Source organism: Arthrobacter sp. 179 (genome assembly GCF_052379645.1).
In the GTDB taxonomy this organism is placed as follows: Bacteria; Actinomycetota; Actinomycetes; order Actinomycetales; family Micrococcaceae; genus Arthrobacter_H.
On sequence record NZ_JBQSYU010000025.1, the window covers coordinates 1 to 20,304 of the forward strand.

Sequence of the window (20,304 nt, forward strand, 5' to 3'; positions counted from 1 at the left end):
TCACTGCCGACCCGGCGAGGCGGCCGGTGGTTTGTGGTCGGAGCAAAACCGGCGACACACCACCGGCCAGGCTAGGCGCGCCGGATGGATCGACGGATCTGGAGGCCCGCCAGCCCGAAGAGGATGGCCAGGATCCCGGAGACCAACCCCGCCCACCAGCAGGACGTCGTCCAGCGGGCGGCGATGGCGACGACCACTTCCGTGATGCCCAGCATCATGGCCCAGGCACCGACGAACAGGGCCACGGCCAACGCCGTCAAGCCGGGGGCGACCAGGCCGGCCAGGACTGAGATGACGGCACCGGCCAGGATCCATTCCGAGTGCCGCCGCGGCCTCGGATCGCGGCGCGCGCTGAACCACTGGGAGCCGGCCGCCACGCCATCGACGATCGCGTGGATCCCGAAGACGATCGACACCAGTCCACGCCACCACAGGGCATTCCCGACGGGCCTGGACGGGGCAACTGTCAGACTATTGGCCACTTGAACTTCTTCGACCGAAACCCCGGTGCCCCCCGAACGGGGGAGCCGGGCCGTGGGAGACTTCGGGCCGGGAGTCGGGGCGTCCTTCGTGGAACCGGCAGGGCACCAGCACACCCTCGGGGTCAGGGGGCTACCTCGTCCGAATCGATGGTGGCCCTGGCATAACTCGCCCGGGTCGCCGTGGCCGTATGCATCCAACTGAATCCATGCGATCTCGCGACGGCCGTATGGCCCATCCGTGCGACGTCGTCCCGGTGCGTCGCCGCGTGGGCGATGGCCTCGGCCCAGCTTTCCGCCGAGAGATCGGGGACGAGGACCCCGGTGGAGCCATCGGCGACACTATGGCGCAGGCCGCCGACGTCATGGGCCAGCACGGGGGTCCCGCAGGCCTGTGCCTCCATGGCGACCAGGCCGAAGGATTCGCTGTAGGAAGGCACGGCCACCACATCGGCGGCCCGGAACCAGGCAGCCAGCTCGTCGGCCGGCGACGGCGGAAGCAGGTGGGCGATCTCCTGGAGCTGTTCTTCATCGATCAGCCGCGCCAGGTCCAGGTCCTTCGAGCCGCTGCGGGAGCCGATGATTGCCAGCTCCACCTCGATGTCCGGCCGGGTGCGCGCCAGCAGCCCCAGGGCGCGCAACAGCACCTGGGGTCCCTTGAGCTTCTGGATGCGCCCGGCAAAGACCAGCCGCAGGGGATCCACTGCCGGACCAGGGGTGTGTCCCGCGTCGGCGACCCACATCCGGGGCCCTTCGGGGTGGAAGGTCTGCAGATTCACTCCGGGGACCACCAGGTCGATGCGGGAGGGCTCGGCGCCGTAGTCGGTGACCAGCTCATCGGCCTCGGCTTGGCTGTTGGCCGTCAGTCGGGTGGCCCGGCGAGCCAACTGCGTCTCGGCCTCGACCCGGCGATCCGATTCCTCAGCATCCTGTTGGAGCCGGCGTTTGACCTTCGCCAGGGTGTGCATGGTGTGGACCAGGGGCAGTTCCCACCGGCTGGCCAGTTCCAGACCGACGATCCCCGACATCCAGTAGTGGCTGTGGATGATGTCGAACGGTCCATGGTCGCCGCCGGCGATCCTTGCGGTGATCTCCGGAAGGTGGTCGGGCAGATCCTCCTTGGCCAGCGGGCCGTCGGGGCCGGCCGGGACATGGTGGACCCTCACCTGCTCGTTCAAGGACACCGACTCGGTGCCCCGGGGGCCACGGGTGAAGATGTCCACCAGCAGTCCGGAGGAGGCCATGGCCAGGGCGACCTCACGGACGTAGACGTTCATTCCCCCGGCATCCCCCGAGCCCGGCTGGTCCAACGGAGAAGTATGCAGGCAGAGCATCGCCACATGCAGCGGTGGCGAATTCTCGGGATCCGGCAGGTGGGTGGCCGGATGAGGGGCGTGCGTCATGGAGGTCCTGGAAGGGCTGGGTGGAGGATGGCCAAGCGTTCCCCTGAAGACTAGTCCGAACGGCCGCCCGGGTACTACTTGCCGGTGTCCCCGGTGTCCTTCGTGCTCTTGGTTTTCGCGATGAAGGCCTTCACCAGGGCCGAGACATCAGCCGTCGGCGTCTGGCCGTCAACTTCGTCAGGGAACCATTCGCCGCAGTGGCGGGCCACCTCCTCAACGGTCAGGGGCGCCGCGAATTCCTCCGTATCGGGCGAGTCCCCGGCCCAGGGGTGGGCCTTGACGGCCCGGGTCAGGAGAGTCATCTCGATCGTCCCCAGGACACGGGATGCCGGGGGCTCCGGGGCCTTTGCCGTGTCCTCTTCCCCGCTGAGGTATTCGTCCTCGTAGGCGAGGCAGAGCCCGTCCAAGGTCGCTGGCTCATCCCTGCCCGGATCCGGCGAAGCGCTCGGCTCACCGGCGGTCGGGGACGGTGTCGGGGTCGGAGTGGAGGTCGGCGGCACCGAGGGCGTCGGGGTGACCGTGGGGGTCGGCGCCGCGGAGGGGGTGGGTTTGGCCGGCGGTGTCTTCGTCGGCGTCTTGGCCGGTGCCTTGGTTGGTGGTTTGCCCGGTGTCGGCGAGGGGGATTTCACCGGAGTCGTGGTCGGGGTGCTGGACGGAGCAGGAGCCGAGGGGGTGGGCTTCGTCGAGGACGAGCGCGGTTTCCGTTCCACGTCCGTGGAATGTGCGGGGGCCTGTTGCTTCGCGGATTCCTTGGTTTGCCCGGGCCGTGGGCGTGTACCCGGTGTGGGGTCCTTCGGGGCAGGGCCGGCAGCGGTGGGGCTCTTCGACGCCGAGGGCTGCGGGGCCGCCGCGGCCCGGTGCGATGCGGCCGGAGCGCTGGAGGAGGCCGCCGTCGTCGTACGCGAGGGGGTGGGCGAGGGGGACGGGGAAGTCCGGCTCTTGGCGATCTGGCGTAGCTCCTGTTCGGAGACCGGCCGCTTCTGGCCCGGGACCCGGGGCAGATACTTCGCCGGGTCGACCCATTTGCCGTGCAGGTAGACCTCGAAATGCACATGGCACCCGGTGGAGTTGCCCGTGGTGCCTGACAGTGCCAAGAGGTCGCCCCGGTGCACGCGGTCACCCTGATGGGCCACGAGCAGCGAATTATGGCTGTACGCGGTTTCGACGCCGCTTCCATGATCCACGCGGACGCGTTGGCCTGAATGTCCGGCCCAGGCCGATTGGACGACGCGCCCATCGGCAGCCGCCCGGACCGGGGTCCCGCACGCGACCCCGTAGTCCTGACCGATATGGATGTAGGAGCCGGGGCCCGTCGGATTCAACCGCCAGCCGAAACCGCTGGTGATCCGGGTGGTTTCCACCGGTGGGGCGAGGGCCAGTCCGCCGGGCAACAAACCCGCCGGACCGGTGGTGACGTGCTCGGCGCCGCGTCGGGAGGGCAGGCCCTCTCCATCGGCCGGGCTGCCGTCGGGGCTGACGATGGAGGTGATTTCCGGTTGGTAGCCCGGGGACCAGTCCCCGCCGCCGAGGCCGGAGCCGGCAGAAGGGTCACGGAGCGGGGAGGTGCCGGCGACCATGGCGAAGTCGGGTTGGACCGTACGGCTCGGGCTGGATTCCGTGGAGGCGGTGCTGGTCGCAGCGGCCGCGGGGTCGGGTGCGGGAAGGCTGCCGGCGGCCGGGGCCGTGCCGATGAGCAGTGCGCCCGCCGTGGCCAGACCCAACCATTTGAGCAGTGGGCCTTTGCTGGACGGGCGTGACGGAGCGTGGCGAGGCACTTGCTGGTGCTCTGGCACCCGTGCACCCATGTTTCCCCCGAGTGGTCGGCCCCTATGCCCGCATTGCGACACTCATTGTCGTCCGCGGAGTGGTGGAGATCACGCTACCCGTGCCCGGGAGTTTGGACCAGAGGTGCCGACCGGAAATCGGAGGGAGGGGTGAGCGCCGCGGGGTGGGGCAGCGCCCGGGCATGAAAAAAGCCCCGGAGAACCGGGGCTCATTTCGTGCGCGGAGGGGGACTTGAACCCCCACCCACTATACGTGGACTAGCACCTCAAGCTAGCGCGTCTGCCTATTCCGCCACCCGCGCAGGTGGTGCGATTCGGCCGGTCGGGAGTACTCGTGGGACTTCCTGCCCGGCGAAAGCAGCGAGTAAGACTCTAACATGTCGGTGAGGCAGTTCCCAATTCCACCCTCTTTCCACGGATGACTAGGCTGGAACCACCCGAACAACCCGGAAGGCCAGGCCATGACCGAGCTAGGAAACCACGGTGCCGCAGGCATCACGGCAGCCGACGAAGTCGAAGAAATCTGCCGTACCTTGATCCGTTTCGACACCAGCAATTTCGGCGGCAACGACGCCCGCCCCGAACGTCCGGCAGCAGAGTACGTCGCCGAGCTGATGACCGGGGGAGGGCTCGCCCCGAAGATCTATGAATCCTCCCCGGGCCGTGCCAGCGTCGTGGCCCGGATGGAAGGCACGGATCCCTCGCTGCCGGCCCTGGTAGTCCACGGCCATCTGGACGTGGTCCCGGCCCAGGCCGAGGACTGGAGCGTCGACCCGTTCGCCGCCGAGGTCAAGGACGGGCTGATCTGGGGGCGGGGCGCGGTGGACATGAAGGACATGGACGCCATGATCCTGGCCGTGCAGCGGCAAATGCACCGTGAAGGGGTGAAACCCCAACGCGACCTCATCTTCGCCTACTTCGCCGATGAGGAGGCCGGCGGGACCTACGGGGCCGGGTGGATGGTCGAGAACCATCCCGAGGTCTTCGCCGGTGCGGGGGAGGCCATCAGCGAAGTCGGGGGGTTCTCCTCGACCGTCGGCGGGCGACGGGCCTACTTCCTGCAAACCGCGGAAAAGGGACTGCACTGGCTCACCATGCACGCCGGGGGCCGCGCCGGACACGGATCGCAGATCAACGACGAGAACGCGGTGACCCGGCTGGCTGGGGCCATCAGCCGCATCGGCGCCCATGAATGGCCCATCGAATACACGAAGACCACCCGGGCACTGATGGAAGGTGTCTCCGAGCTCACGGGCATCGAGTTCGACGAACGGAATCCGGAACCGTTGCTCGATGCGTTGGGCAATGTGTCCCGGTTCGTCGGGGCCACCTTGCAGAACACCTCGAATCCCACGGCCCTGAAATCCGGCTATAAGCACAACGTCATCCCCGGCGCCGCCGAGGCCTTCCTGGATTGCCGGACCCTGCCCGGACGCGACGAACTGCTGCACGAGACCCTGCGCGAACTGGCAGGAGCCGGAGTCGATTTCTCCACCGAGCACTCGGATACCTCACTGGAGGTCCCCTTCTCCGGATCGCTGGTGGACAACATGGTCGCGTCGATCTCCGCCGAGGATCCCGGGGCCGTCGTGCTGCCCTACATGCTCTCCGGCGGCACCGACAACAAATCGTTGTCCCGGCTGGGAATCACGGGATACGGCTTCGCCCCGCTGCAGTTACCCGACGAGCTGGACTTCACCAGCATGTTCCATGGTGTGGACGAACGGGTCCCGGTGGACGCACTGAAATTCGGCACCCGGGTCCTGTCCCGGCTGCTGCGCACCTACTAGGGTGCCTCGGGGCCCGAAGGGCGGCTGGGCAGGGTCCGGAAGGATGAAGCCCGGCCCCGCTTCGGCGTTGTTCAGGCGGGGAAGCTGTCCAGGGTGCTGGTCACCCGCATGACGCGGCGGCGCATCCAGTATCGGCGCATCCCGCCCATGTAGATGCGGGTGGTGCGCAATTCCCATTTTCCGTATTCGGCGTGCTCGGCCAGTTCACGCCGGGCATCGGCGATCGACTGGCCGGGACGGACCGTGAGGACCAGATATTCGAAGCCCGCCGCGTGGTCGGTGGACTTCCGTGCTGCTGTGGGGGAGTTTTTCATCATCTTGCCTCCATTCTGCTCGCTCTACGGGTAACGTCTAGACCATGAGCACTGATCCGCGTGTTGCACTGCAGGCACTGGTTGCCTCGTTCGAAGAACATCTCTCCGCCGTGTCCTCACGCCGGGGCGATGACGACCCCGCGGTGGAGAGCGCCGCCTACAGGATGATGGACGCCTTCGAGGAGTACGAGGACTCCCTCTACGACACCTATGGTGAAGTCACCCCGCTGGACGTCTACGACGACTCCGACGATGACGACCTCGACGACGATGACGACGATGGTCCCGACCTGGACGACTCCGACGACGAGGACGACGCCTCCGAGACGGACGACCGCCGCTGAACCGTCCCCTTCCATGCGGCACACCCCACATAAGTGGGCCCGGGCCCTGCCGGGTGAAGTAGTGTTTCACGCGTGAATTGGTTTGAAGCGGCCTTTTTGGGCCTGATCCAGGGACTGACCGAGTTCCTCCCCATCTCCTCCAGCGCCCACCTGCGCATCGTGGGGGAGTTCCTGCCCAATGCAGCGGATCCGGGGGCCGCGTTCACCGCGATCACCCAACTCGGCACGGAAACCGCCGTCGTCATGTTCTTCTGGCGTGACATCGTGCGGATCATCCGGGCCTGGTTCCGGGCCATCACCGGCAAGATCCCGCATAGCGACCCCGACGCACGGATGGGCTGGCTCATCATCGTCGGTTCACTGCCGATCGGCGTGCTGGGGCTGCTCTTCCAGGACGATATCGAGACGACCTTCAGATCCTTGTGGCTCGTGGCCACGATGCTCGTGGTCTTCGGCGTCTTCCTGGCCATCGCCGACTATTACGGCAAACAGAAGCGCGAGCTGAAGGAATTGACCGTCAAGCACGGCATCCTCTTCGGCCTGGCCCAGGCGCTGGCCCTGATCCCGGGGGTCTCCCGCTCGGGAGGCACCATCACCGGTGGTCTGCTCATGGGCTACTCCCGCGAGGCGGCCGCCCGCTACTCCTTCCTGCTGGCCATCCCGGCGGTCTTCGCCTCCGGGCTGTTCCAGGCGTTCAAGAGCTTCGGTGAGCCGAGCGTCTATTCCGGGGCGGAAACCATCCTCGCCACCGTCATTGCCTTCGCCGTCGGTTTCGTGATCATCGGGTGGTTCCTGAGATACGTTTCCACCCACAGCTACAGTGTCTTCGTGTGGTACCGGATCGCTTTGGGTCTGGTGCTGTTCCTCCTCCTGGGTTTCAACGTCATCAGCGCCTGATTCCCCCTTCCATACCCCGCTTTCGAAAGGCCGATCCTTCGTGCACGCATGGCCCGCGCCCAGCATTCCCACCCTCCCTGGAACCCCTCCGCCGTTGCGGATCTTCGACTCCTCACGGGGAGAGGTCCTCACCCCGGCCACGGAGCAGCAGGCGGGCATGTACGTCTGCGGGATCACTCCGTACGACGCCACCCACATGGGCCATGCCGCCACCTATGTCGCCTTCGACCTGCTCTACCGTTTCTGGCGCGACGCCGGACTGGACGTGACCTACGTGCAGAACGTCACCGACGTCGATGACCCGCTGCTCGAACGGGCCACCGAAACCGGCGTCGATTGGAAGGACCTGGCCGAAGGACAGACCGATTTGTTCCGCGGGGACATGGAATCGCTGAACGTGATCCCGCCCGAGCACTACATCGGCGCCGTCGAGTCCGTGTCCTGGATCGTCCCGGTGGTGGAGAACCTCCTCGAGGCGGGATTGGCCTACCGGGTGCCCGGCCCCGGGGACGAGCCCGACGGCGACGTCTACTTCGACTCCGACGCGGCCGCCTCCGAGGTCTGGCGCCTGGGTTCGGTGAGCGGTTACGACCAGGAGACCATGGCCACGTTCTTCGCCGAACGCGGCGGGGACCCCGAGCGGGCGGGAAAGAAGAACACGCTGGACCCGCTGCTATGGAGGCTGCGCCGACCCGGCGAACCCTTCTGGGACGGAGCGGGCCTGGGTGAAGGCCGCCCGGGGTGGCATATCGAATGCTCGGTGATCGCCCGGCGTTTCCTGCCCGCCCCCTTCACCGTCCAGGGGGGAGGAAGCGACCTGATCTTCCCGCACCACGAATTCTCCGCGGGCCACGCCACGGCGGGCGACGGGAAGCCGCTGGCCGAGCATTACGTCCACACCGGGATGGTGGGCCTGGACGGCGAAAAGATGAGCAAGTCACTGGGCAACCTCGTGTTGGTGTCGAAGCTGCGGGCCGCGGGGGAGGACCCCATGGCCGTTCGCGCCGTCCTGGTGGGCCAGCACTACCGCACCGATTGGGAATGGACCGATGAACTGCTGAGCCAGGCCAAGGACCGCTTGGCCGCCTGGCGCTCCCGGGCTGCCGGGACGACGCCGGAACGGGCCGAAGCACTCGTGGCACAACTGCGCACGCATCTGGCCGACGACCTGGATTCCCCCTCGGCACTGGCGGCCCTCGACGAATGGGCCGCCGAAGCACCCGGCAATGATCCCACCGCCCAGGGAGCCACCACGGTCCTGGCCGCACTGGATGCCCTGCTGGGGCTGAAACTGGCGTAGCGGCGCCCCCGCGCCCCGGGGCTCACCTCCGGGGACGGAGGGACGAAGTCAGCGGGGCGCTCCGGTGCAAGGAAATGATCGGGCCCAGCGCCGTGGAGACCGTCATGAAACGTGCCGCCAGGTCCCGCAGACTACAGAACGCCCGCCCGGTGGCGAACATCAGTTTCGCGAGCCGGCGGGAATTCTCGTGGGCGGCCAGTACCCGCGGGCGTTGGGCCTGCTCATAGTCCAGCAAGGCGCGGGCCACGCCGGTGGCCGGGACCCCGGCCAGATGGGTATCGAGCACCGCCGCCGATTCGATGGCCATCGCGGCGCCGACCCCTGCGGTCGGCAGGAAGCCGGCGGCCGCATCCCCCAAGAGGATGACCCGCCCCAGCGCCCAGCGGGGGCTGCGCGCATCAGCGAGCTTCCAGAGAAAAGGCGAATCGGCCGATTCGATGGCGACCAGGGCGTCCGCCGTCGGACGGTCCAGCTCGGCGATCCGGGTCCGGAGATGGTCGACGAAGGCGGCCGGACCGGCGTCGGTCCGACCGCGGGGCCCGCCGACGAAGACACCCACCCGGTGACGGACCGGATAACGTCCGATGAAAAACCCGCGGCCCCAGGTTTCGGCATAGAGGTCGTTGCTGGTGGTGTCCGTCCCGGCGTCGGACCAGGCGACCCAACCACCCCACCCCGTATCGAACCTCTCGACGTCGGCGGGATCCACCACCAGCGCCCGGGTGGTCGAGTTCATCCCGTCCGCGGCAATGACGAGATCGAAGCGGGCCACCACCGGGCCGTCGGGGGTCTGGATCCTCGCGGTGGCCCCGGCGGCATCCTGGACCAACGCAGCCACCGACGCCCCCAGGGTGGCCGGCAGTCCGGGGCCGGCCATCGCCTCGATCAGCTCCCCGCGCCCGATGCCGCCGTACCTGCCGTAGCGGGCGAACACCCCGTCGAAGGAGTAGGTGCGGATCACCCGGCCCCGGCTGGAGCGCAATTGGTAGCGATGCATCGCCACGCTCTGCCGGAGGTAACGGTCCCTGGCCCCCAGCCGGCGCAACGGTGCTTCGACCAGCGGCATCAGCCCCAGCATGTAGCCCTCGTCCGCACCGCGGGGGGATCGTTCCAGTACTACGGGATGCAGCCCGCGACGCCGCAGCAGTCCTGCCACGCAGACGCCGGCGACCCCGGCCCCCACCACGAGTACGCGCAACCGGTCCCGGGCCGCGGCCTCGAGCTGCCCGGTGAGCGGGGTGTCCTCCACCATGGTTCCGTGCCTTTCCCCGGCCTGTTCCGGACGCTGCGGTGGGGCTAGCCTTCGGTTCCGCCGTCGCGCCGTTTCAGATAGCGCTCGAATTCGCGGGCGATCGACTCTCCGCTGGCCTCGGGCAGCTTGGTGGCGTCCTGGGTCTCCTCCAGCTGCTGGACATAGGCGGCGACCTCAGGATCCTCCTCGGAGAGTTCGTTGACCCCGCGTTGCCAGGCCTCGGCCTCCTCGGTGAGCAGCGTCAGATCGAAGGGCGTGTGCAGGACCGCCTCCAGCTGGGTCAACAACGCCAGGGTCGCCTTCGGGGAGGGTGAATGGCCCACATAGTGGGGGACCGCGGCCCAGATCGACAGGGTCGGCAGGCCCGCCGAGTCGGCGGTCTCCGCCAGGACGCCCAGGATCCCGGTGGGTCCCTCATAGGTGGTGCGGTCCGCGCCGAGAAGCGCCCGCAGATGCCCGTCCTCACTGGTGATGCTGGCCGGCAGCGGGCGGGTGTGCGGGACATCGGCCAACAAGGCCCCCACCAGGACCACGGCCTTCACGTTCTGCAGTTCGGCCTGGGTGAGCAGTTCCGCAGTGAAGGCCTGCCAGCGGTAGGTCGGCTCCGCCCCGCGCACCAGCAACAGGTCCACGCCGGTATCGGGGATCTCGGCCCGGAACATCCGGGTGCTGGGCCAGCGGATCGTGCGCTTGCCTGCGGCATTGCGCCGGACCGACGGACGCGAATACTGGTAATCGTAATAATCGTCTTCCGAGAGTTCGGCGACCTTCTTGGCCTCGAAGTGCCGGGCGAGGAATCGCAGGGAATCACTGGCGGCCTCGCCGGCGTCGTTCCAGCCACCGAAGGCGACCACCATGATGGTGGGCCGTCGGCCGCTTCCCGGAGGCGCCTCGGCCGCAATCAGCTCGGTGAGCGAGCCCTGCGAATCATTATTCTCAGCCACGCTCTCACCCTAACGCGAACGGTGGCCGTGGCAACGTGCCCGCCCACGTAGAATCGAGGCATGAGTGCCTTCCCCACCCACGCCCCACGGACCACGAACGTTTTTGATGCCCATGACGGGTTGCAAGCCGTACTCTGGGACATGGACGGGACCATCGTGGACACCGAGCCGTATTGGATCGCCGCCGAGAAGGAACTGGTCCACCGCCATGGCGGGACCTGGAGCGATGAAGAAGCCCAGGAACTGATCGGCCAGGCGCTGCCCACCAGCGCAGCGGTCCTGCGTGAGGCCGGCGTCGACCTCGAGATCCGCGAGATCATCGACGAGATGACCGCCAGTGTGGTCCGTGGTTTGCGCGAGCACATGGTCTTCCGTCCCGGCGCCCGCGAGCTGCTGGCCGATCTGCGCGCCCACGGGGTGCCGTGTGCCCTGGTCACCATGTCCGAGGGCCCGATGGCCCAGCTGGTCGCCGATTCCCTCCCGTCCGGGACCTTCGAATTCCTGATCACCGGGGACCAGGTCCCCGCCGGCAAACCGGATCCGGCGCCGTACCACCTGGCGATGGACCGGATGTCGGGGCAGGTCCCCTCGCTGCAGCGCCACCGGGTGGTGGCCATCGAGGACTCCGATCCCGGGGTCCGCTCGGCGGCGGCCAGTGGAACCCCCACCATCGCCGTTCCGCATTATTCGACCCTGCCCGCGACAGGCAACTGGACGGTCTGGCCGACACTCGCCGGTGTCACCGCCGGCGACCTGGACTCCTTCGTCGCCCCCGAAGGCGCCGCCGGATGAGCGGTTCCGCGCAGCAGTCGGGCCACCACGACACCCCGGTCCCCGGCCAGGAGAAGTCCCGCCGCCCCGGCATCCCGTTGGGACGCATCGGCGGCATCCCCGTTTATCTGGCCTGGTCCTGGTTCCTGATCGCCGGCTTCATCCTGTTGGTCTTCACCCCCGATGTGATGCGGATCCTGCCGGGAATCGGTCTGGGCGCCTACGCGGTGTCCTTCGGCTATGCGGTCCTGCTGGCCCTGTCGATCCTGATCCACGAGCTGGCCCATGCCCTCTGTGCCACTGCCTTCGGCTGGCCCAACGCCCATATCGTGCTCACCCTGTGGGGTGGACACACCCAGTTCGGTTCCTTCCATGCCACCCCCGGGAAGTCCCTGCTCGTGGCATTGGCCGGGCCGGCAGCGAACTTCCTGCTGGCGGGGTTGGGGTATCTGGCCATCGTGAACCTGGATCCGATCGGGGTCACCGGGCTGCTGCTGACCATCCTGGTGTGGGCGAACCTCCTGGTCGCGATCTTCAACATCCTGCCCGGGTTGCCGCTCGACGGCGGCCGACTGGTCGAATCCGCCGTCTGGGCGGGAACCGGTTCGCAGGAAAAGGGGACCGTGGCCGCCGGCTGGGCGGGACGGATCATCGTCATCGCCCTGGGCCTGTACTTCGTGGTGCTCCCGCTGTTCAACCGGGAACCGATCAACCTGCAAGTGACCATCATCGCGGTGCTGCTCTGCGGGTTCCTCTGGGTGGGGGCCAGCGGGGCCATCAACGATGCCCGCATGCGGTTGCGGCTGCCACGGATCGGGGCCGGGGAACTCATGGAGCCGGCCACCGCCCTGCCCGGCACCGCCGTCGTCACGGACATCGACCACCGGCTGGCCCGCTCCCCGGGGCATGTCCTGCTGTGTTCGGCCACCGGCCGGCCCGAAGCCGTCGTGGACCGCACCTCGCTGGCTGCCGTGCCCGGGACCTTGCGCTCCACCACTGCGGCGGGGACCGTGGCCCGGGCCCTGGCCCCCGGGGCCGTCGTGGCCGCCAGCCGGTCCGGGCGGGACCTGGTGACCTACCTGGCCAGCCTGGACGGCAGCGAATATGCCGTCGTCGACGGCAACGGCAGGATCGTGGGCCTGCTGCTCCAGCGGACCGTCGTCTCCGCCATCACCGGCAAGAAGTCCGGTTCATGAACCATCCAGCCAACGGAACGAGCCCCAGCATGAACGAAACCCCCCACCAGCCCGCCACCCCGCATGGCGCCGCTCACCGCCGCGGGCCCTTCGCCCCGGGGGACCGGGTCCAGCTCACCGATGAGAAACGGCGGATGAACACCCTGACGTTGACTCCCGGGGGCCAGTTCCACACCCACCGCGGGGTGTTGGACCACGATGCGTTGATCGGCCAGCCCGAAGGCATCGTGCTGGAGAATTCGGAGGGACGGCGCTACCAGGCGCTGCGCCCGCTGCTGAAGGACTTCGTGCTCTCCATGCCGCGGGGGGCCGCCGTCGTCTACCCCAAGGACGCCGCGCAGATCGTCACGATGGGCGACATCTACCCGGGCGCCCGCGTCCTGGAAGCCGGCGTCGGTTCCGGGGCCCTGTCGATCTCCCTGCTGCGGGCGGTGGGAGATGGCGGATACTTGCACAGCATCGAACGTCGTGCCGAATTCGCCGAGATCGCCCGTGGCAACGTGGAAACGATCTTCGGCGGTGAACATCCGGCCTGGAGGATCAGCCTCGGCGACTTCCAGGACCAGGCCACCGCCACCGAGGAACCCGGTTCCATCGACCGCGTCGTATTAGACATGCTGGCTCCCTGGGAATGCGTGGATTCCGTGGCCACCGTGCTGGCCCCCGGCGGGGTCTGGGTGAACTACGTCGCCACCGTCACCCAGCTTTCACGCACCGCCGAGGCCATCCGGGCCGATGGCCGGTTCACCGAACCCGAATCCTGGGAATCGATGGTCCGCGGCTGGCATCTGGACGGTTTGGCCGTGCGCCCCGACCACCGAATGGTCGCCCATACCGGGTTCCTGCTCACCGCCCGCCGGCTCGCCGACGGGGCCGCGGGGATCCCGGGGCAGAAACGCATGAAGAACACCGAATTCGCCGCCGAGGACGTCCAGGCCTGGACCAAGGAGCACGACGACGGGGCCTGGGATGCCACGGGACTGGGCGAACGCGGGGTCTCGGACAAGAAACTGCGTCGGGCCGCCAAGGACGCGAAATCGATGAAGCAGCGCGGGGCCTTCCGTGATGCCGACGGCAACGGCCTGGATCCCGCCGACTTCCCGAAGCCGACCCCCGGGGAGTGAACCCCGGCCTGGACGGCGACACTTGCGGTTAACATCGATGCCCTGACGGGCCGCGGGTGGCTACGATGAAGGGGACGGACCCCATCGGGGCAAGGCGCGACGAAGGGTGCTCATATGCCGGACAACACATCGACCCCAGCCTCCGGGGCGGCCGAGGGGGACGGGCGGCTGCAACGCCAACTCGAGATCGCCGAACGCCAGCTCAACGTCCTGCGCGACAAGTCACGGACCTTGGATCGCCAACTGGGGACGACGACGGCCAACAACGCCCGGCTGACCGCCATGCTCGAACGCACCCGGGAACAGATCGTCACGCTCAAATCGGCGTTGGATCGGGACGGGGACACCCCGTTCAGTTTCGGCACCATCGTGGGGATCAACGCCCGCAGCCATCCCGCAGCCGGAACCGCCATCTCCTCCACCGGGGTCCCGGGGGCGGACATCGTCCAGGGCGGCCGGAAGCTCCGGGTGGCGATCAGCCCGCTGCTGGACCTGGAGAGCCTGCAGCTGGGGCAGGAAGTGCTGCTGAACGAATCCTTGACCATCGTCGCCGGACTCGGCTTCGAAGCCTCCGGGGAACTGGTCTCCGTCAAGGAGGTCATGGAGGACGGGCGGGTCCTGGCCGTGGGCCGGGCCGACGACCAGAAGGTCATCCGGCTGGCCGGGCCGCTGCTGCGCGAAAAGGTCAGGGTGGGCGATTCACTGGCCATCGACCCGCGGACCGGGCTGGCCACCGAACGGGTGCAGCTCTCGGAGATGCAGTCGCTGGTCCTGGAAGAGGTCCCGAACATCTCCTACGCCGATATCGGCGGGCTGGGCCCGCAGATCGAACAGATCCGCGACGCCGTCGAACTGCCGTTCCTGCACCAGGATCTCTACCGCGAACACGGGCTGAAGGCCCCCAAGGGCATCCTGCTCTACGGCCCCCCGGGCTGCGGCAAGACGCTCATTGCCAAGGCGGTGGCCCATTCACTGGCCGAACGGACCGCCGAACTGCGCGGCGGGGAAAGCGCCCGCAGCTACTTCCTGAACATCAAGGGCCCCGAACTGCTCGATAAATATGTCGGCGAAACCGAACGACATATCCGGCTGATCTTCTCCCGTGCCCGGGAAAAGGCCGCCGGGGGCAACCCGGTGGTCGTGTTCTTCGACGAAATGGATTCGCTGTTCCGCACCCGCGGCACCGGGGTCTCCTCCGATGTCGAAACGACGATCGTTCCCCAGCTGCTCAGCGAGATCGATGGCGTGGAGAAGCTCGACAACGTCATCATCATCGGCGCCTCCAACCGCGAGGACATGATCGACCCGGCCATCCTGCGGCCCGGACGGTTGGACGTGAAGATCAAGGTGCTGCGCCCCGACGCCGAGGGCTCCGCCGAGATCTTCGCCAAATACCTCACCACCGACCTGCCCCTGCACGCCGACGACCTGGCCGAACACGGGGGCAACGCCGAGGCCACCGTGCAGGGGATGATCCGCCAGACCGTGGAGGCCATGTACTCCACGGGCACGGAGAACGAGTTCCTGGAGGTCACCTACGCCAACGGCGAGACCGAGACGCTCTACTTCAAGGACTTCAACTCCGGGGCGGTGATCCGCAACGTGGTCGATCGGGCCAAGAAATCGGCCATCAAGGAACTGCTGACCTCCGGGGAGCGTGGATTGCGGATCGACCACCTGCTGCGCGGTGTCGCCGACGAATTCCACGAACACGAGGACATGCCCAACACCACCAACCCCGACGACTGGGCGCGGATCTCGGGCAAGAAGGGCGAACGGATCACCTACATCCGCACCATCGTCGCCGATAAGAGCGGCTCCGGCGTCGGACGCAGCCTCGAGACGGAACCGGGGCAGGGATACTCCAATACGGGGCAGTACCTGTGAGTGTCCGGCGGGTCATCGGTCTGGAAACCGAATTCGGGGTGCTGGCCCCCAGCCAGCCCGGAGCGAACTCCACGATCCTGTCCGCGCAGGTCATCAACGCCTATGCCGCCACCGTGCGCCAGGGCTACGGGCAGCTGGCGGGGACGCGCTGGGACTATGCCGATGAGGCGCCGTTGGCCGACGCCCGGGGTTGGAACATGCCCCGGGCCGTGGCCGACGCCTCCCAGCTGACCGACACCCCGCGCGAACTCACGGCCGAGGAGATCGCCTTGGCCGGCGGGGACGTCAGGGCGGGGGAGACCCTGTATGCCGAGCAGGACACGGACGGTCATGTGCTGATGAACATGGTGCTGGGCAACGGGGCCCGGCTCTACGTGGATCATGCCCACCCCGAATACTCCTCACCCGAGACCACCGGACCCCATGACGCGGTCCTCCACGACCAGGCGGGGGACCGGGTCGCCCTGGCCGCCCAACGGCGGATCGCCGAGTCCCCTGGCTTCGCCGAGGTCCTGCTGTACAAGAACAACACGGATAACAAGGGCGTGAGCTACGGGGCCCACGAGAACTACCTGATGCCGCGGTCCACCCCCTTCGACGACATCGCCGCAGGACTGATCCCGTTCTTCGCCACCCGGCAGGTCCTGTGCGGTTCCGGACGCGTGGGCCGGGGGATGACCGGGGCGGAACCCGGCTACCAGATCAGTCAACGCGCCGACTTCTTCGAAGCCGAGGTCGGACTGGAAACCACCATCAGGCGTCCCATCGTGAACACCCGCGACGAGCCTCATGCCACCTGGGAGAAGTACCGGCGGCTGCACGTGATCGCCGGGGACGCGAACCTGGGCCAGGTCTCCACGCTGCTGCGGGTCGGGACCACCTCCCTGGTCCTCTCGCTCATCGAAGCCGGTACCGCGCCGCGGATCCAACTCCGTGAACCGGTGGCCGCCCTGCAGCAGATCAGCCACGACCCCACCCTGCAGACCGTCGTCGAACTCTCCGACGGCCGACGGGTCACCGCCCTGGAGATCCAACGGATCTACCTCGACGCGGCACGCGCCCACTGCCGGACCACCGGGGCCGAGGATGCCGCGACCACCGATGTGCTGACCCGCTGGCAGGACACCCTCGACACCCTGGGCCGGGACGTCTTCGCCGCGAAACGCACCGTGGACTGGGTTGCCAAACTGGATCTGATGAACCGCTACCGTGACCGGGATGGCCTGTCCTGGCAGGACCACCGGCTGGCGATGATGGACCTTCAATGGGCGGATCTGCGCCCCGAACGCGGTCTCTACCACCGGTTGGCCGGACGCGGGATGGTCGAGACGCTCTTCAGCGAGGAACAGATCGCCCGGGCCGTTGTCGAACCCCCGGAGGACACCCGCGCCTACTTCCGCGGCCGCTGCCTGAGCCAGTACCCGCAGGATGTGTTGGGGGCCAGCTGGGATGCGGTGATCTTCAGCATCCCCGGCCGCCCCGGCAGCCACCGGGTGGCGACCCCCGAACCGCTGCGCGGAACCAAGGAGCGGGTCGGGCGGCTCTTCGACGCGGGACTCGACGTGGGCCGGTTCGTCGACGAGCTGGCCCGCGGGCGGACCTGAACCGGGCAGGACCGCGGTCCCGCCGATCCACCAGCAGCCGGAACCACCAAGTGAGACGATAGACAGACCGGCGATTCGTCGCCCCGAGGAGAGGAGCAGACCATGGCACAGGAACAGCAGCGGCCGCAGCCGTCCACGCAGGAGCAGGAAGTCGAGGAGACCCCGGCCCCGGCCGCGGCGGCACCGGCCACGCAGGAGCAGACCCAAGGTGTGGACGACCTGCTGGAGGACATCGACGGCGTACTGGAACAAAATGCTGAGGAGTTCGTGCGTGGTTTCGTGCAAAAGGGCGGACAGTAGCCATGCAGATTCCCGAGGGGCCTTCCTTCGTCGAGCATCTGCGGCGCGAACGCCCTGACCTGCTGCCGGCGGCCGATACGGCCGGGGCCACTGAAGGGCTCCGGCATGCCACCACGATCGTCGCGCTGACCTATGACCAGGGGGTGGTCATGGCCGGTGACCGGAGGGCGACCATCGGCAACGTCATTGCCAGCAGGCATATGCAGAAGGTCTTCGCCACCGACCACTTCTCAACGGTCGGGATCGCCGGTTCGGCCGGCATAGGACTGGATCTGGTGAGGCTCTTCCAGGTCGAACTCGAGCATTACGAAAAGATCGAAGGGGCCCTGCTCAGCCTCGACGGCAAGGCCAACCGGTTGGCCGCCATGATCCGTTCGAACCTGGGCCGGGCCATGCAGGGCATGTCGGTGGTCCCGTTGTTCGCCGGCTACGACCCCCGCCAGCAACTGGGCAGGATCTTCTCCTACGACATCACCGGCGGACGTTTCGAGGAGATCGAACACCACAGCATCGGTTCGGGCTCGGTCTACGCCCGCGGGGCCCTGAAGAAGCTCTGGCGCCCCTCACTGGGCGCCACGGGCGCCATCCGGGTGGCCATGGAGGCCCTGTACGATGCGGCCGACGATGATTCGGCCACCGGGGGCCCGGATCTGGTCCGCCAACTCATGCCGATCCTCTACCGGGTCGACGCCGACGGCTCGGCACGGATCCCCGACGACGAGCTGGTCCGTCTCGCCCGGGAAATCGTCGCCGAACGCTCGGCCACAGCCAGGGAGGCCTGATGAGCGCACAGTTCTACGTTTCACCCGAACAACTCATGAAGGACCGGGCGGATTTCGCCCGCAAGGGCATCGCCCGGGGCCGTTCGGTCATCGTGGCCAGCTGCCGGGACGGCATCGCCCTGATCGCCGAGAACCCCTCCAGGACGTTGCGCAAGATCGGGGAGATCTACGACAGGATCGGTTTTGCCGCCGTCGGCAAATACAACGAATTCGAATCCCTGCGCCAGGCAGGGGTCAGGTATGCGGACACCCGGGGCTACTCCTACGACCGGGAGGATGTCACCGGCCGCGGTTTGGCCAGCGTGTACGCCCAAAGCCTCGGCGCGGTCTTCACCGCCGAATCCAAACCCTTCGAAGTCGAACTGGCGATCGCCGAAGTAGGGGAGGAGCCCGCCTCGGATGAGTTGTACCGGGTGAATTTCGACGGTTCGATCTCCGACGAACCCGGACTGGTCGTCATGGGCGGTGACGCCCGGTCGTTGGCCGAGGCCATGGACGCCGCCTGGGCCGGCCGCGAACTGGCCACCGCCGGATTCGACGAGGTCATCCGGACCGCGGCCGCCGCCTTGCCCGAGGTCTCCGGGCCCGACGCCGTGGACCTGTTGGAGGTCGCCGTCCTGGAGCGCAGCCCGGTCGACCGGCCGCTGACCGGCAGGACCTTCAAACGACGGGGCAAGGACGAGATCCTGCGCGCCCTGGCTGGAAAGGACGGTGCCTGAGATGGACCGCCGCATCTTTGGAATCGAAACCGAATACGGGATCGCCTACTCCGATCCCGGAGGACGACCGCTGACCCCCGAGGAAGTCGCCCGCTACCTCTTCAAGCCGGTGGTGGCCTGGGGGCGCAGTTCCAACGTCTTCCTGACCAACGGTTCCCGGCTCTATCTCGACGTCGGATCCCACCCCGAATACGCCACCGCCGAATGCGACGACGTCGCCCAACTGATCGCCCACGACCGGGCCGGGGAGTCGGTCCTCAACGATCTGGTGGCCAGCGCCGAGGAACTCATGAAGGCCGACGGGCTCCGGGGATCCATCTACCTGTTCAAGAACAACACCGACTCGGCCGGGAACTCCTACGGCTGCCACGAGAACTACCTGATCCCGCGCAAACTGGAATTCGCCCGGCTGGCCGAGATCCTCATCCCGTTCCTGGTCACCCGCCAGCTCTTCGCCGGGGCCGGGAAGGTGCTGCCGGTGGACGGCGAACACCGTTTTGCCTTCTCCCAACGTGCGGACCACGTCTGGGAAGGCGTCTCCTCGGCGACCACCCGGTCCCGCCCGATCATCAACACCCGGGACGAACCGCATGCCGATGCCGAATATTATCGGCGCCTGCACGTGATCGTGGGGGATTCGAACATGTCCGAAACGACCCAGCTCGTGAAGATCGGCGCCACCGATCTGGTCCTGCGCATGATCGAGGCCGGCACGATCATGGAGGACCTGCGATTGGAGAACCCGATCCGCAGCATCCGCGATATCTCCCACGACCCCACCGGGCGGCACCGGGTGCGGTTGGCCAGCGGCCGCGAGCTGAGTGCCCTGGAACTCCAGGAGATCTTCCATGCCAAGGTGACCACGTTCATCGAACGCCACGGGGCCCATAACGAGCACGTGCCCCGGGTGATGGACCTGTGGCGCCGTGCCCTGGATGCGGTGGCCAGCGGGGACGCCTCGGGGATCGACACCGAAATCGACTGGGCCATCAAACAGCGGCTGATCCGGCAATACCAGGAAAAGCACTCCCTGGAACTCTCCTCCCCGCGGATCGCCCAACTGGATCTGACGTATCACGACATCGATCCGCGCCGCGGGCTGTTTTCGCTGCTGCGCCGGGGCGGTCGGGCGCAGGCGGTGGTCTCCGAAGCCGAGATCGCCGCCGCGACGACGACCCCACCCCAGACCACCCGAGCCAAACTACGCGGGGACTTCGTCCGGGCCGCCCAGGAAGCCGGCCGCGACTTCACCGTGGATTGGGTCCATCTCAAGCTCAACGACCATGCCGGCCAGACGGTCCTGTGCAAGGACCCCTTCGCCCAGGTCGACCCGCGGGTGGAGGAACTGACGGCCCTGATTCGGTCCCAAGACTGATTTTCCGGCGCGGCCTCAGGACATTCACAGGCGGGAACC

At 67.7% G+C, this 20,304-nt stretch carries 19 protein-coding genes and 1 tRNA gene; 13 read left to right on the forward strand and 7 right to left on the reverse strand.

What is annotated here, in order from left to right:
- Positions 1–71 precede the first annotated feature (71 nt).
- The 4 genes from ACT3UE_RS13320 to ACT3UE_RS13335 all read right to left on the reverse strand — a co-directional run bounded on the left by ACT3UE_RS13320 (position 72) and on the right by ACT3UE_RS13335 (position 3,968).
- Positions 72–482, reverse strand: coding sequence for a DUF308 domain-containing protein (locus ACT3UE_RS13320; RefSeq protein ID WP_444561426.1), 411 nt, complete (start codon positions 480–482; stop codon positions 72–74).
- A 122-nt stretch (positions 483–604) separates the two neighbouring features.
- Positions 605–1,882, reverse strand: coding sequence for a glycosyltransferase (locus ACT3UE_RS13325; RefSeq protein ID WP_444566865.1), 1,278 nt, complete (start codon positions 1,880–1,882; stop codon positions 605–607).
- A gap of 74 nt (positions 1,883–1,956) precedes the next feature.
- Positions 1,957–3,657, reverse strand: a complete 1,701-nt coding sequence (locus ACT3UE_RS13330) for a peptidoglycan DD-metalloendopeptidase family protein (protein ID WP_444566866.1) — start codon at positions 3,655–3,657, stop codon at positions 1,957–1,959.
- Positions 3,658–3,883: 226 nt separating this feature from the next.
- Positions 3,884–3,968, reverse strand: a tRNA-Leu gene (locus ACT3UE_RS13335).
- Positions 3,969–4,127: 159 nt separating this feature from the next.
- Between ACT3UE_RS13335 and ACT3UE_RS13340 the strand changes: the two genes are divergently transcribed.
- The gene (locus ACT3UE_RS13340) at positions 4,128–5,456 is read left to right on the forward strand and encodes a M20/M25/M40 family metallo-hydrolase (RefSeq protein ID WP_444566867.1); all 1,329 of its coding nucleotides are present in this window, start codon (positions 4,128–4,130) and stop codon (positions 5,454–5,456) included.
- A 71-nt stretch (positions 5,457–5,527) separates the two neighbouring features.
- Here ACT3UE_RS13340 and ACT3UE_RS13345 read toward each other — a convergent pair whose 3' ends face one another.
- Positions 5,528–5,773: a DUF5703 family protein gene (locus ACT3UE_RS13345; RefSeq protein WP_444561422.1), complete on the reverse strand. Its 246-nt coding sequence runs from the start codon at positions 5,771–5,773 to the stop codon at positions 5,528–5,530.
- Between the two features lie 41 nt (positions 5,774–5,814).
- Here ACT3UE_RS13345 and ACT3UE_RS13350 point away from each other — a divergent pair, with 41 nt between their 5' ends.
- The 3 genes from ACT3UE_RS13350 (at position 5,815) to mshC (ending at position 8,311) form a co-directional block, all read left to right on the forward strand.
- The gene (locus ACT3UE_RS13350) at positions 5,815–6,114 is read left to right on the forward strand and encodes a hypothetical protein (RefSeq protein ID WP_444561421.1); all 300 of its coding nucleotides are present in this window, start codon (positions 5,815–5,817) and stop codon (positions 6,112–6,114) included.
- 72 nt (positions 6,115–6,186) lie between these two features.
- Positions 6,187–7,011 carry an undecaprenyl-diphosphate phosphatase gene (locus ACT3UE_RS13355; protein WP_444561420.1) on the forward strand — a complete coding sequence of 275 codons (825 nt, stop codon included), beginning with the start codon at positions 6,187–6,189 and terminating at the stop codon, positions 7,009–7,011.
- A 40-nt stretch (positions 7,012–7,051) separates the two neighbouring features.
- Positions 7,052–8,311, forward strand: a complete 1,260-nt coding sequence (mshC, locus tag ACT3UE_RS13360; RefSeq protein WP_444561419.1) for a cysteine--1-D-myo-inosityl 2-amino-2-deoxy-alpha-D-glucopyranoside ligase — start codon at positions 7,052–7,054, stop codon at positions 8,309–8,311.
- A gap of 22 nt (positions 8,312–8,333) precedes the next feature.
- Here the strand turns inward: mshC and ACT3UE_RS13365 are convergent, their stop codons facing one another.
- Together ACT3UE_RS13365 and ACT3UE_RS13370 are read right to left on the reverse strand one after the other, a co-directional pair.
- Entirely contained in the window at positions 8,334–9,563 is a 1,230-nt protein-coding gene (locus ACT3UE_RS13365; protein ID WP_444566868.1) for an FAD-dependent oxidoreductase, read from the reverse strand.
- A 44-nt stretch (positions 9,564–9,607) separates the two neighbouring features.
- A complete protein-coding gene (locus ACT3UE_RS13370; RefSeq protein WP_444561417.1) occupies positions 9,608–10,507 on the reverse strand; it encodes a PAC2 family protein in 900 nt (299 codons plus the stop codon).
- Between the two features lie 60 nt (positions 10,508–10,567).
- On the opposite strand from ACT3UE_RS13370, the gene ACT3UE_RS13375 reads away from it, so the two are divergent.
- From ACT3UE_RS13375 to pafA, 9 genes are all read left to right on the forward strand, one after another.
- On the forward strand, positions 10,568–11,299 hold the full coding sequence (locus tag ACT3UE_RS13375; protein ID WP_444561416.1) for an HAD family hydrolase: 732 nt from the start codon (positions 10,568–10,570) through the stop codon (positions 11,297–11,299).
- A complete protein-coding gene (locus ACT3UE_RS13380; RefSeq protein ID WP_444561415.1) occupies positions 11,296–12,474 on the forward strand; it encodes a site-2 protease family protein in 1,179 nt (392 codons plus the stop codon). The genes ACT3UE_RS13375 and ACT3UE_RS13380 overlap by 4 nt, the downstream gene beginning before the upstream one ends.
- A gap of 29 nt (positions 12,475–12,503) precedes the next feature.
- The gene (locus tag ACT3UE_RS13385; RefSeq protein ID WP_444566869.1) at positions 12,504–13,598 is read left to right on the forward strand and encodes a tRNA (adenine-N1)-methyltransferase; all 1,095 of its coding nucleotides are present in this window, start codon (positions 12,504–12,506) and stop codon (positions 13,596–13,598) included.
- Between the two features lie 114 nt (positions 13,599–13,712).
- Positions 13,713–15,485, forward strand: coding sequence for a proteasome ATPase (arc, locus tag ACT3UE_RS13390; protein WP_444566870.1), 1,773 nt, complete (start codon positions 13,713–13,715; stop codon positions 15,483–15,485).
- Complete coding sequence (gene dop / locus ACT3UE_RS13395) at positions 15,482–17,089, forward strand: depupylase/deamidase Dop (protein ID WP_444566871.1); 1,608 nt, start codon at positions 15,482–15,484, stop codon at positions 17,087–17,089. Before arc ends, dop begins: the two co-directional genes overlap by 4 nt.
- 102 nt (positions 17,090–17,191) lie before the next feature.
- Positions 17,192–17,389, forward strand: a complete 198-nt coding sequence (locus ACT3UE_RS13400; protein WP_444561411.1) for a ubiquitin-like protein Pup — start codon at positions 17,192–17,194, stop codon at positions 17,387–17,389.
- A 2-nt stretch (positions 17,390–17,391) separates the two neighbouring features.
- A complete protein-coding gene (gene prcB / locus ACT3UE_RS13405) occupies positions 17,392–18,171 on the forward strand; it encodes a proteasome subunit beta (protein ID WP_444561410.1) in 780 nt (259 codons plus the stop codon).
- The gene (gene prcA, locus ACT3UE_RS13410; protein WP_444566872.1) at positions 18,171–18,890 is read left to right on the forward strand and encodes a proteasome subunit alpha; all 720 of its coding nucleotides are present in this window, start codon (positions 18,171–18,173) and stop codon (positions 18,888–18,890) included. Before prcB ends, prcA begins: the two co-directional genes overlap by 1 nt.
- 1 nt (position 18,891) lies before the next feature.
- A complete protein-coding gene (pafA, locus tag ACT3UE_RS13415; RefSeq protein WP_444566877.1) occupies positions 18,892–20,265 on the forward strand; it encodes a Pup--protein ligase in 1,374 nt (457 codons plus the stop codon).
- Positions 20,266–20,304: the final 39 nt, after the last annotated feature.

Bases quoted from the DNA above. Each gene is read 5' to 3' on its own strand.
- arc (WP_444566870.1), top strand. From the start codon at position 13,713: ATGCCGGACAACACATCGACCCCAGCCTCCGGGGCGGCCGAGGGGGAC.
- ACT3UE_RS13350 (WP_444561421.1), top strand. From the start codon at position 5,815: ATGAGCACTGATCCGCGTGTTGCACTGCAGGCACTGGTTGCCTCGTTC.
- ACT3UE_RS13365 (WP_444566868.1), bottom strand. From the start codon at position 9,563: ATGGTGGAGGACACCCCGCTCACCGGGCAGCTCGAGGCCGCGGCCCGG.
- pafA (WP_444566877.1), top strand. From the start codon at position 18,892: ATGGACCGCCGCATCTTTGGAATCGAAACCGAATACGGGATCGCCTAC.
- ACT3UE_RS13375 (WP_444561416.1), top strand. From the start codon at position 10,568: ATGAGTGCCTTCCCCACCCACGCCCCACGGACCACGAACGTTTTTGAT.
- prcA (WP_444566872.1), top strand. From the start codon at position 18,171: ATGAGCGCACAGTTCTACGTTTCACCCGAACAACTCATGAAGGACCGG.
- ACT3UE_RS13340 (WP_444566867.1), top strand. From the start codon at position 4,128: ATGACCGAGCTAGGAAACCACGGTGCCGCAGGCATCACGGCAGCCGAC.
- ACT3UE_RS13385 (WP_444566869.1), top strand. From the start codon at position 12,504: ATGAACGAAACCCCCCACCAGCCCGCCACCCCGCATGGCGCCGCTCAC.
- prcB (WP_444561410.1), top strand. From the start codon at position 17,392: ATGCAGATTCCCGAGGGGCCTTCCTTCGTCGAGCATCTGCGGCGCGAA.
- ACT3UE_RS13345 (WP_444561422.1), bottom strand. From the start codon at position 5,773: ATGATGAAAAACTCCCCCACAGCAGCACGGAAGTCCACCGACCACGCG.
- ACT3UE_RS13380 (WP_444561415.1), top strand. From the start codon at position 11,296: ATGAGCGGTTCCGCGCAGCAGTCGGGCCACCACGACACCCCGGTCCCC.
- ACT3UE_RS13400 (WP_444561411.1), top strand. From the start codon at position 17,192: ATGGCACAGGAACAGCAGCGGCCGCAGCCGTCCACGCAGGAGCAGGAA.
- ACT3UE_RS13325 (WP_444566865.1), bottom strand. From the start codon at position 1,882: ATGACGCACGCCCCTCATCCGGCCACCCACCTGCCGGATCCCGAGAAT.